2 protein-coding genes are annotated in these 13331 nt (G+C 64.7%); both read left to right on the forward strand.

Translation table 11 applies throughout. The features are described 5' to 3' along the window. Positions 1-185: 185 nt before the first annotated feature. On the forward strand, positions 186-12209 hold the full coding sequence (locus ACZYZF_RS20295) for a non-ribosomal peptide synthetase (RefSeq protein ID WP_463836637.1): 12024 nt from the start codon (positions 186-188) through the stop codon (positions 12207-12209). A gap of 61 nt (positions 12210-12270) precedes the next feature. After that, positions 12271-13331 (forward strand): WS/DGAT/MGAT family O-acyltransferase (locus tag ACZYZF_RS20300; protein WP_463744084.1); only part of this gene is annotated, 1061 nt, incomplete at its 3' end.

The raw sequence follows: 13331 nt of genomic DNA on the forward strand, positions 1-13331 counted from the left end.
ACCTGAGCCGGCGGCTGTCGTCGATGGATTTCTTGGATGAGGACGAGCACGCCGAGCTGTTCGAGTGGGGCAACCGCGCTGCGCTGGCCGGTGCGGTGTCGGTGTCGGCGTCGATTCCGGAGTTGCTCGCCGTGCAGGTGGCTCGGGTGTCCGACGCGCCGGCGATGACGTTCAACGGTCGCTCGATGACATACACGGAGTTGGATGAGGCGTCGAACCGGTTGGCGCACTGGTTGGTCAGTCTTGGCGTTGGCCCGGGTCAAAGGGTGGCACTGCTCTTTCCTCGCTCTGTTGAGGCGATCGTTTCCATTGTCGCCGTGTTGAAGTCCGGAGCGGCGTACCTCCCGATCGATCCGATGCATCCGGATGCGCGGATTCAGTTCATGCTCGGTGATGCCGAACCCATTGTGGCGGTGACGACTACGGAGTTGAAGGGCCGATTCGCCGGGTGCGATCTGGAGGTCATCGATTTCAATGATCTGGACCAGCGGCCCTGCCGGAGTGAAGGGTTGCCGGCGCCGTCGGCTGATGATGTCGCGTATCTGATCTACACCTCGGGAACGACCGGTGTGCCGAAGGGCGTGGCGATCACTCATCGCAATGTGATCGGGCTGCTGGAGACGTTGGATACGGAGCTGGGGCTCGCGGGTCAGGTTTGGACGCAGTGTCATTCGTTGGCGTTCGACTATTCGGTGTGGGAGATCTGGGGGGCACTGCTGTTCGGCGGCCGGTTGGTGGTGGTGTCCGAGGCGGTGACGCGGGCTCCGGAGGAACTGTATGCCTTGCTGGCTGCCGAACAAGTCACCATGTTCAGTCAGACGCCGTCGGCGTTCTACGCGCTGCAAGCTGTGGAAGCGCTGCAACCTGGGCCCGGCGGCCAGCTCAAGTTGGAGACGGTGGTCTTTGGCGGGGAAGCGCTCGAGCCACAGCGCCTTCGCGCATGGCTGGATCGTCATCCAGGTTCGCCGCGCTTGATCAACATGTATGGGATCACCGAGACGACGGTGCACGCCTCGTTCCGGGAGATCGTTGGCGGGGACGCTGAGGGCAGCGTCAGCCCCATCGGTGTCCCCCTGGCACACCTTGGGTTTTTTGTCCTGGATGCGTCGTTACAGCCGGTGCCAGTCGGAGTGTTGGGTGAGCTGTATGTGGTGGGCGCCGGTTTGGGATGTGGGTACTGGCGGCGGGGCGGATTGAGTGCTTCGCGGTTTGTGGCCTGCCCATTCGGTGGGGCCGGGGCGCGGATGTATCGGACCGGCGACCTCGCGTCGTGGGCCGGCGACGGGCAGTTGCGGTATGCCGGGCGTGCTGATGAGCAGGTCAAGATCCGCGGATACCGCATCGAGTTGGGCGAGGTTCAAACCGCTTTGGCGGAAGTCGACGGCGTCGGCCAAGCGGCGGTGATCGCGCGGGAGGACCGCCCCGGCGACAAACGCCTGGTGGGCTATATCACCGGCGCCGCAGATCCAGCGGTTGTTCGTGCCGCACTCTCGCAGCGGTTACCCGGCTACATGGTGCCGACCGCAATCGTGGCGCTGGACAGCTTGCCGTTGACGGTCAACGGCAAGCTCGACAGGCGTGCTCTGCCGGCACCGGAGTACGTCGACGGCCGGGAATATCGTGCTCCGGCAACTCCTGTCGAGGAGGTGTTGGCCGGTATCTATGCCCAGGTCCTGGGACTCGAGCGGGTGGGAGTCGATGATTCGTTCTTCGACCTGGGTGGGGATTCGCTGTCGGCGACCCGCTTGATCAACGCCGTCAATGCCAGTCTGGGTGCTGATTTCGCAGTTCGGGCGGTGTTCGAGACGCCGACTGTGGCGCAACTGTCGGGGCGTGCCGGTGAGAGTTCGGGGCGGCGTGAGCCGTTGGTGGCTCGACAGCGGCCGGATGTGCTTCCGTTGTCCTACGCTCAGCAGCGGCTGTGGTTCCTGGATCAGTTGGAGGGGCCGTCACCGATTTACAACATGGCGGTGGCGTTGCGGGTCACCGGGCATCTGGATGCCGACGCGCTCGGCGGCGCGCTGGCCGATGTGGTGGAGCGCCACGAGTCCTTGCGTACCGTGTTCCGGTCGGTGAAAGGAGTTCCAGAGCAGGTGGTGGTGCCCGCCGAGGAAGCCGACTGCGGGTGGCGAGTGATCGACGCCGACGGCTGTTCGGCAACTGAATTGCATGAGGCCATCGGGGAGATGGCGGGCCATGCCTTCGATCTCGCCCACGAGATACCCTTGCGGGCAACACTTTTACGGCTGGCCGAGGATGAGCATGTGCTCGTGGCGGTGGTGCACCACATCGCTGCCGACGGCTGGTCCGTAGCTCCGTTGATCGCGGATCTGCAGTTGGCGTATGCCGGTCGGTCTGCGGGACGAGCACCGGAGTGGGCACCGTTGCCGGTGCAATACGCGGATTACACATTGTGGCAACGCGCGCAACTGGGGGATCTGGGCGATCCCGACAGTCGGATCGCTGGGCAGGTGGCGTACTGGGAGCAGGCGTTGGCCGGGCTGCCCGAGCGCCTGGAACTACCCACCGACCGCCCTTATCCGCCGGTAGCCGATCACCGCGGTGCCAGCCTGGCGGTGTCGTTGCCGGCCGAACTGCACAAGCGGATTCGCGAGGTCGCGCGGGAACACAATGCGACCACGTACATGGTGGTGCAGGCTGCGCTGACGATGCTGTTGTCGAAGCTGAGTGCGAGTTCGGATGTGGCGGTGGGCGTTCCGATCGCCGGCCGTGGTGATGCCGCGCTGGATCGAGTGGTGGGGTTCTTCGTCAACACGTTGGTGTTGCGTACGGATCTGGTCGGCGACCCCACCGTTGCCGAACTGTTGACTCAGGTGCGTCAGCGCAGCCTTGGCGCCCTCGAGCATCAAGACGTGCCGTTCGAGGTGTTGGTGGACCGGCTCAAGCCGACCCGATCGCTGGCCCATCATCCGTTGGTACAGGTCGCATTGGCCTGGCAGAACTTCACCGCCGATGCCGCCACGGAATCCACGTTGGGTGAGGCTCAGGTCAAACCGTTGTCGGTCGACACCCACGTGGCCCGGATGGATCTCACATTCTCGTTGGCTGAACGGTGGAACGATGCCGGTGATCCGGCAGGGATCGGTGGCACGGTTGAGTTCCGTACCGACGTGTTCGACGCGGCCGGCATCGAAACCTTGATAGAGAGGTTGACCCGCGTCGCTGAGGCGCTGACCGCGGATCCGGCGCGGCGGCTGTCGTCGATCGATGTGCTCGACGTCCTCGAGCACGCTCGCCTCGACGATGTCGGCAACCGGCCGGTGTTGACCGAGGCGGCGGTTCCGGTGGAATCGATACCGGGCCTCTTCGCTGCCCAGGTGGCTCGTGCGCCCGAGGCGGTTGCGGTGAGTTTCGATGGCCGCTCGATGACGTATCGGGAGCTCGACGAGGCGTCGAACCGCCTGGCGCACTGGCTGGTTGGCTACGGCGCAGGCCGGGGTGAGTGCGTGGCGGTGCTGGTGCCTCGGTCGGTTGAGGCGATCGTCGCGATCTTGGCCTCGCTGAAGTCGGGGGCGGCGTATGTGCCGGTCGATCCGATGCACCCTGATACGCGGATACGGTTCATGCTCGGTGATGCGGCACCGGTTGTCGCGGTGACCACGACTGAATTGCGCGCTCGCTTGGACGGGATCGGCCTGACCGTTGTCGACGTTGACGACACCGCTGTCGAGGCGCAGCCCAGTACGGCGTTGCGAGGGCCGGTTCCCGATGACGTGGCGTATTTGATCTACACCTCCGGCACGACGGGTCAGCCGAAGGGCGTGGCGATCAGCCACCGGAATGTGGCGCGGTTGCTGGGGACGTTGGATGCGGAGTTGGGTCTGGCGGGGCAGGTGTGGACGCAGTGTCATTCGTTGGCTTTTGACTATTCGGTGTGGGAGATCTGGGGTGCGTTGCTGTATGGCGGCCGGTTGGTGGTGGTATCGGAGTCGGTGACGCGGGCGCCGGAAGAGTTGCTCGGTTTGTTGGTGGCCGAGCAGGTGACGGTGTTGAGTCAGACGCCGTCGGCGTTCTATGCGTTGCAGTCGGCTGATGCGCTGCAACCTGAACTGGGCCGTCAGTTGAAATTGGAGACCGTGGTCTTTGGCGGGGAGGCGCTTGAGCCGCAGCGTCTTCGGCCGTGGTTGGAAGGACATTCGAGTTCGACGCGGTTGATCAACATGTATGGGATCACCGAGACGACCGTGCATGCCTCGTTCCGGGAGATCGTGGTCGACGATGCTGAAGACACCGTCAGCCCCATTGGCGTTCCGCTCGGGCACCTGGGCTTTTTCGTACTGGATTCGTCGTTACAACCGGTGCCGGCTGGTGTGGTGAGCGAGTTGTACGTGGTGGGCGCCGGACTCGGATACGGATACTGGCGTCGTGGTGGGTTGAGTGCGATGCGGTTTGTCGCCTGCCCGTTCGGTGGTGCGGGGACAAGGATGTATCGGACCGGCGATCTGGCGTCCTGGGGCCCCGACGGGCAGTTGCGGTACCTGGGGCGTGCCGATGAGCAGGTCAAGATCCGTGGCTACCGCATCGAACTCGGCGAAATCCAGTCTGCCCTGGCGGATGTCGATGGGGTGAGGCAAGCCGAGGTCATCGCCCGCGAGGACCGCCCCGGCGACAAACGCCTGGTCGGCTACATCACCGGCTCCGCGGATCCGGCTGTTGTGCGTGCCGCCCTGTCGGAGCGGTTGCCCGGTTACATGGTGCCCGCAGCCGTAGTGCTGCTCGATGCGTTGCCTCTGACGGTCAACGGCAAACTCGACAAGCGCGCCCTGCCCGCACCGGACTACGTCAACGGTCAGGAATATCGTGCTCCGGCCACTCCGGTTGAGGAGGTGCTGGCCGGGATCTATGCCCAGGTGCTCGGGTTGGAGCGGGTCGGGGCCGATGATTCGTTCTTCGATCTGGGCGGCGACTCTCTTTCGGCGATGCGGTTGATCAATGCCGTCAACGCCGCCCTCGATACCGATCTTGCGGTCCGGGCGGTGTTCGAGACGCCGACGGTGGCACAACTCGCGGCGCATGCCGGTGAGGGCTCGGGCCGGCGCGAGCCATTGGTGGCCCAACAACGCCCCGCTGTCCTTCCACTGTCGTATGCCCAGCAGCGGTTGTGGTTCCTGGACCAGCTTGAGGGACCGTCGCCGATCTACAACATGCCGACCGCGTATCGGATCACCGGTGAGCTCGATGTGGTGGCGCTCGGTGCGGCCCTGGCCGATGTCGTGGAGCGCCACGAGTCTTTGCGCACGGTATTCCCCGCCGTCGATGGTGTACCTCGACAGGTCGTGCTGCCGGCGGGGCAGGCCGATCTGGGCTGGCAGGTCGTTGACGCCACGAACTGGCCCGTCGATCGGCTGCACGATGCGATTCGCGCGGCCGTCGGATACACATTCGACCTGTCTGCCGAGATTCCGCTGAGGGCAACCCTTTTCCGCATCGGCGAGGGTGAACATGTCCTGGTGGCGGTGGTCCATCACATCGCCGGCGATGGCTGGTCGATCGGTCCGCTGGTGCGTGATATCGGATTGGCCTATGCGAGCCGGTGCGCGGGTGAAGCCCCGGGTTGGTCTCCGTTGCCGGTGCAGTACGCGGATTACACGTTGTGGCAGCGCTCGTATCTGGGTGATCCGGGTGATCCGGAGAGTCGGATCGCCGGCCAGTTATCGTACTGGGAGCAGGCGTTGGCGGGACTGCCCGAGAGCCTGGAGTTGCCGACGGATCGGCCGTATCCGTCGGTGGCTGATTATCGAGGGGCCAGTCTGGCGGTGCGGTGGCCGGTCGAATTGCAGCAGCAGATCGCGCGAGCGGCGACTGAGCACAACGCGACCAGTTTCATGGTGGTGCAGGCGGCGTTGGCGGTGTTGTTGTCGAGCCTGAGCGGCAGTTCCGATGTGGCGGTGGGCTTCCCGATCGCGGGACGGAGCGACCCGGCGTTGGATGAGTTGGTCGGGGTGTTCATCAACACCCTGGTGCTGCGGGTAGAGCTGGACGGGGATCCCACGGCTGCCGAGTTGTTGGCGCAGGTGCGGCGGCGCAGCCTGGCGGCCTATGAGCACCAGGATGTGCCGTTCGAGATGGTGGTCGATCGGCTCAACCCGGCCCGCAGTTTGACCCACCACCCGCTGGTTCAGGTGATGATGGCGTGGCAGAACCTGACCGGTCAGGACGACGAACAAGCTGCCCAACCGGCCTTGGGCGGCATGCAGGCCACCCCGTTGGAAGCGGACACGCAGACTGCCCGCATGGATCTGATGATCTCGTTGGCAGAGCGCTGGAGTGCCGGTGACCCGGCCGGCATCACCGGAGCGGTGGAATTCCGCACCGACGTGTTCGACGCCGCCACCATCCAGATCTTCATCGACCGGTTGACACGGGTGGTGGAGGATCTGACCGCGGATCCCGCAGCGAACCTGTCGTCGATGAATCTCCTGGAGCCCGGTGATCACGTGCGCCTCGACGCATGGGGCAACCGGGCGGTGCTGTCCGAAACGCTGACCGGCGTGTCGATTCCTGTGGTGTTCGCCGAGCAGGTGGCGCGTGACCCGGATGCGGTGGCGGTGGTGTGCGGTGGGAGTTCGTGGACCTATCGCGAGCTTGATGAGGCGTCGAATCGCTTGGCGCACCTACTCGTTGGCCATGGCGCCGGATCGGGTGAGTGCGTGGCGTTGCTGCTCAACCATTCCGCCGAGGCGATCGTCGCGATCCTGGCAGTGCTCAAGTCGGGGGCAGCGTACCTGCCGATCGACCCGATGGTGCCCGATGCGCGGATCGAGTTCATGCTGGGAGACGCCGGTCCGGTCGCGGCGGTCACCACCGCTGAGTTGCGCGCACGGCTGGACGGGCACGACCTGACTGTCATCGATATCGATGACCCCCGGATCGACACGCAACCCAGAACCGCGTTGTCGGAGCCGGCCGCCGATGACGTCGCCTATCTGATCTACACGTCGGGCACCACAGGCGTCCCGAAGGGCGTCGCGATCACTCATCAGAATGTGACGCAATTCCTCGGAGCAGTGGATCCGGCGTTGGTGGGCCCAGGAACGGTGTGGTCGCAGTGGCATTCGTTGGTGTTCGACGTATCGGTGTGGGACATCTTCGGAGCGCTGTTGCACGGCGGACGGCTGGTGGTGGTGCCCGAGGAGGTGGCCCGTTCACCGCAGGATCTGCACGATTTGTTGGTGGCCGAGAAGGTCAGCGTCTTGAGTCAGACACCGTCGGCCGCGGGGATGCTCTCACCACAGGGCCTGGAATCCACCGCCTTGGTGGTGGCCGGGGAGTCCTGCCCCACCGAGTTGGTCGAACGGTGGGCGCCGGGACGTGTCCTGATCAACGCCTATGGACCCACCGAGGCCACGGTGTACGCGGCGATCAGTGCCCCGTTGACAGCTGACACAGGGATTGCCAACACTGTTCCGATCGGTGCCCCGGCGCCGGGGGCCGCGTTGTTCGTTCTGAATCGCTGGCTACGAGAAGTGCCCCCAGGCGTTGTGGGGGAGTTGTACGTGGCGGGCCGCGGCGTCGGCGTCGGCTATGTCGGTCGAGCCGGGTTGACGGCATCCCGCTTCGTCTCTTGCCCGTTCGGCGGCGTGGGAACGCGCATGTATCGGACCGGTGATCTGGTGCGCTGGGGTAGTGATGGGCAGATGCAATACCTCGGCCGAGCCGATGAGCAGGTCAAGATCCGCGGCTACCGGATCGAACTCGGCGAGATCCAGGTCGCGCTGGCCGATCTGGATGGCGTGGAACAAGCCGTCGTCATCGCCCGCGAGGATCAACCAGGCGAGAAGCGACTCGTCGGTTACGTCACCGAGACGACGCCCGGGTTGGTGGACAGTGGTAGGGCGCGGGCCCAGCTGGCCGAACACCTTCCGACCTACATGGTGCCTGCGGCGGTGATCGTCGTCGACGCAATACCGTTGACCGTCAACGGCAAACTGGACAGACGTGCGTTGCCGGCACCGGAGTACAGCAACGCTGACAGCTATCGCGCCCCGACCACGCCCTCAGAGGAGATCTTGGCCGGCATCTTCGCTCAAGTCCTGGGCATGGACCGGGTAGGCGTCGACGATTCGTTCTTCGACCTCGGTGGTGACTCCCTGTCCGCCATACGGCTGATCAATGCGATCAACACCGCATTCGACAGTGGCCTGGCGGTCCGCGCGGTATTCGATGCGCCGACAGTGGCCCAGCTGGAGCCCCGAATCGCGACCGAGTCGGGCGGACGGACACCGTTGATGCCCATGCGCCGGCCTGCAGTGGTGCCGTTGTCGTATTCGCAGCAGCGGTTGTGGTTCTTGGAGCAGTTGCACGGTCCTTCACCGATCTACAACATGCCGATGGTCTATCGGGTCAGCGGATTGGACGTCGCCGCGCTGCGCGGGGCGTTGGCCGATGTGGTGGAGCGTCACGAGTCTTTGCGTACGGTTTTCCCCGCGGTCGACGGTGTCCCTCGGCAGGTGGTCGTCCCTGCCGAGCAGGCTGACATCGGCTGGGAGCAGGTTGATGCGTCAGATTGGCAGGCCGACCGGGTCGCCAAAGCCATCGACACGGCCGTGAGGCATCCGTTCGATCTGAGTACCGAGATTCCGATCTGGGCAACACTTCTCCGCGTTTCCCACGACGATCATGTGCTGGTGGCTGTGATCCACCACATCGCGGGGGACGCTTGGTCGTTCGCCCCGCTCGCCCGGGATGTGGCCGGCGCCTACGCGGCCCGATGCGGCGGGCAGGCGCCGGCGTGGTCTCCCTTGCCCGTGCAGTACGCGGATTACACGCTGTGGCAGCGTGAGCAGCTCGGCGAGCTGTCTGATCCCGAAAGCCGTATTGCCGGGCAATTGGCTTACTGGCGGGAGGCACTGGCAGGGCTCCCGGACCGTCTCGAGTTGCCGACCGACCGGCCGTATCCGGCGGTCGCTGATTACCGGGGCGCCGTCGTCGAGGTGGATTGGCCGGCCGGGTTGCAGCGGCGGGTGGCGGCGGTAGCCCGGGATCATAATGCGACCAGTTTCATGGTGGTGCAGGCTGCGTTGGCGGTGTTGTTGTCGAGCATGACGGCCAGTTCCGATGTGGCGGTGGGCTTCCCGATTGCTGGTCGTAGCGACCCGGCCTTGGATGATCTTGTCGGGTTCTTTGTCAACACTCTGGTGTTGCGGGTGGATCTGTCGCGGGATCTCACGGTTGGTGAGTTGTTGGGGCAGGTGCGTCAGCGCAGCTTGGGAGCCTTTGAGCATCAGGATGTGCCGTTTGAGGTGTTGGTGGAGCGGCTCAACCCAGTCCGTAGCCTGAGTCATCACCCGCTGATCCAGGTGATGCTGGCCTGGCAGAACCCCGCCAGTGCCCCTGCCGATCAGTCTGAAGCGGGCGATGTACGCGCCGCGCCCCAGATGGCCGAAACCCACACCGCACGTATGGATCTGGTCCTCGCGTTGGGAGAGAGATTCGATGCGGAGAGTGCCTCGGCCGGTATCGGTGGTTCGGTGGAGTTCCGTACGGATGTGTTTGACGCGGGCACCATCGAGGCGTTGATCGGGCGGTTGGAGCGGGTGTTGGAGGCGATGACGGCCGATGCGGCGCAGCGCTTGTCGTCGATCGATGTGTTGGGGACCGACGACCATACTCGTCTCGATGAGTTCGGAAATCGGGCCGCGCTGACCGCCCCGGCGAGGGGGGCGGGCTCGGTTCCGGCGGTGTTCGCCCAGCAGGTCGCGCGTGACCCGGATGCGGCGGCGGTGACCTTCGACGGCAGGTCCACGTCGTACCGAGAACTCGACGAATCGTCGAATCGGCTGGCGCACCTACTTGTCGAACATGGTGCCGGTCCGGGTGAGTGCGTGGCGTTGTTGCTGAATCGTTCTGCTGCTGCGATTGTGGCGATTCTGGCGGTGTTGAAGTCGGGGGCCGCGTATGTGCCGATCGACCCGGCGTACCCGGATGCGCGGATCGCGGTGGTGGTTGGTGACGCCAGGCCGGTGGCCGCCGTGACCACTGGCGCGTTGGCTGGGCGATTGGACGGCCTGGGAGTGGCTGTCGTCGATGTCGCGGATCCGCGGATCGATACGGCGTCGAGCACTGCATTACCGGTGCCGGCTCCTGATGACGTCGCCTATGTCATCTACACCTCAGGCACCACTGGCATCCCGAAGGGCGTTGCGGTCCCTCATAGCAACGTAACTGGGTTGCTCACTTCATTGGACGTGGGGTTGCCGGCTGCGGGGGTGTGGTCGCAGTGGCATTCGTATGCGTTTGATGTGTCGGTGTGGGAGATTTTCGGTGCGCTGCTGAGCGGTGGGCGGTTGGTGGTGGTGCCGGATGCGGTGGTGGGTTCGCCGGATGAGTTGCACGCGTTGCTGATTGCCGAGGGCGTGACGGTGTTGAATCAGACTCCGTCTGCCGCGGCGGCGCTCTCCTCGGACGGCTTGGAGTCGGCGGCGTTGGTGGTGGCGGGTGAGGCCTGTCCGACCGAGTTGGTCGATCGGTGGGCGCCGGCTCGGTTGATGGCCAATGGGTATGGGCCGACGGAGACGTGGTACACGTCGTTCAGCGCGCCGCTGGTTGCTGGTTCGGGGGTTGTACCGATTGGTGTGCCGATTCAGGGTGCGGCGTTCTTTGTGTTGGATCGGTGGTTGCGGCCGGTGCCGGCTGGGGTGGTCGGTGAGTTGTATGTGGCCGGTTCCGGCCTTGCGAATGGGTATGTGGGTCGGGGTGGGTTGACGGGGTCGCGGTTTGTGGCGTGCCCGTTTGCCGCTGGGCAGCGCATGTATCGCACCGGGGATCTGGTGCGTTGGGGCGCAGATGGGCAGTTGTTGTATTTGGGTAGGGCGGATGAGCAGGTCAAGATCCGTGGGTATCGCGTCGAGTTGGGTGATGTCCGAGCAGTGCTTGCTGGTCTGGAGGGAGTGGATCAGGCCGCCGTCATCGCTCGGGAAGATCGTCCCGGTGATAAGCGTCTGTTCGGTTACGTCACCGGTACCGCAGACCCGGCCGAAATCCGGGCTGCCATGGCGAGACGGTTGCCGCGCTATATGGTGCCGGCGGCCGTGGTGGTGGTGGAGAGTTTGCCGTTGACGGTCAACGGGAAGTTGGATCGTCGTGCTTTTCCGGTGCCTGACTACGTCGATGCTCGGCAGTACCGTGCACCGGAAACGCTCACCGAGGAGATCCTGGTCGGCATATACGCCGAAGTTCTCGGTCTGGAGCGGGTGGGGGTCGACGACTCGTTCTTCGACCTGGGTGGCGATTCCCTCTCCGCGATGCGGGTGATCGCCGCGGCCAATGAGAGTTTGGGTACCGAGTTGGCGGTGCGAGTGATGTTCGATGCGCCGACGGTTCGCAGTCTGGCCCAGCAGGTGGGCCGGCTTGAGAGCTCGCGGGAAGTGGTCCCGGTCGAGATTCTCAAACCCGGCAACGGTGTGCCGTTGTGTTGTGTGCATGACGGTTTCGGGTTGAGTTGGTCGTATCGGGCGCTGGGCCAGTACGTGGACGGCCCGATCGTCGGGATCAACCGGGCGCTGGCTGAAGGTGAGTCGGAAGCTTCGTCGATTCAGCAGATGGCGGCCAGTTATGCCGATCGGCTGCAAGAGTTGTATCCGACTGGTCCGTACCGGGTTCTGGGGTGGTCGTTCGGTGGTGTGGTTGCTCACGCGTTGGCGGTGGAGCTTCAGCGGCGTGGGTGTGAGGTGCAGCGGCTGGTGTTGCTCGATGGTTTGTTGAACCCGAACAGGTTCTGGAAACGCATCACGCGGAAGATTGCGAGCAATCGGGCGGTGGCCGAGGGATGGGTTTTGGATTACATCCTGCGCACCAACAAGGTTCGGGTTCCGGTGCATGTCGGGTCGTTGACCTATTCGCGGGTGTCCGACATCATCGCGCGGCACGGGTCGAGTCCTCCGTCGCGGCGGTTGGTGGAATTCATGGCGCGCAGTGTCAGTGCGGGCCAGCTACTTCTGCTCGATCATGAACCCGAGGTTTTCGACGGTGATGTGGTGATGTTCTCGGCGGCGCGGTCGCGGTCGGGGTGGGCGCGGCAGCGCAACCAACGGGCGGCACGAGCACTTGAGCGTAGTTGGCGACCTTATGTTTCCGGTCAGATCACGGTGATGCCGGTGGGCTGCACTCACTTCGAGATGTTCACCCCCGAATCCCTCAACACGTACGTACAACAACTCAGCTCTGTTTTGAAAAGTAACGCGGAATAGTTTCGTGACGATGCAGTGGCGCGAAAGCGTCGAGCCGCTGATTTTGGGACGGTGATCGCGAATGCGGACCACGTACGGAAACGAGGCGCGCGAGTCCAACGCGGACGCAGTCACGAAAGTGAGCAACACTCTCGATGTGCTCGACCAGCGCACGTTTGACCTCGGGCTGGCGATCGGGGTCAACAGCCTTCTGCAGAGTGTCTGGGTTTACGACCGCCCGGTCGATACCGATGGTCTTCGGCGGTTCCATGACCATCTTCGATGTGGACGGTTGGCTCGCGGGATCGAACGGTCACCACTGGCGTTCGGCCGCCACCGCTGGATAGCGTCCGAAGGCTCATCCGACCTCGAGATCGTCGAGGCGGCGCGCCCGCGTGAAGAATTCGACGCCTGGCTCGACGAGCAGATCAATACTCCGCTGGACTGCGAGCACGGTCCCGGATGGCACCTTGCAGTGCTCCCGTTCACCGACGGCGGCTCAGGCGTCAGCTTGGTCGTCTCGCATTGCCTCATCGACGGAGTCGGGCTGTGCGAGGCGCTGGCCGATGCGGCACTCGGCCATGACGATCCGATCAGCTGGCCGGCTGCCGCGTCGCGCGGTCGTTGGAAAGCCCTGTGGGAGGACACCTGGCAAACCGTGCGCGACATCCCTGCCGTGGGCCGGGGCGTGGTCGCCGCTATCCGGTTGGCCCGGCGGAGCCGCGAGGCGGCCGGATCGGCTGGCGGGCCTCCTTCGCCGATTGCCACCGCACCTGCACCTGTCGCCGGCACCGACGAATCGATGGCGGTTCCGATGGCAGCGGTCCTGGTCGATGCCGATGAGTGGGACGCCCGAGCACAAGCACTTGGGGGGACCAGCAACTCGCTGTTGGTGGGGTTGGCGGCGCGGCTCGCTCATCGAGCAGGACGGGTCGGCGCGGACGGCTCGGTGGTCGTGACGATGCCGGTCAATGTGCGTGCTGACGGTGACACTCGCGCCAACGCGAGAAGCAGTGTGGCGGTCACGGTTGACCCTGAACGTGCGCCGAAGGACTTGCGTGAGATTCGGGCCGCGGTCAAACAAGCGTTGATTCGCCACGGGGAGGTGCCCGACGAGGAGCATGCGGTGAATGCCATTATTCC

The organism is Mycobacterium sp. IDUB_24 (genome assembly GCF_055419385.1).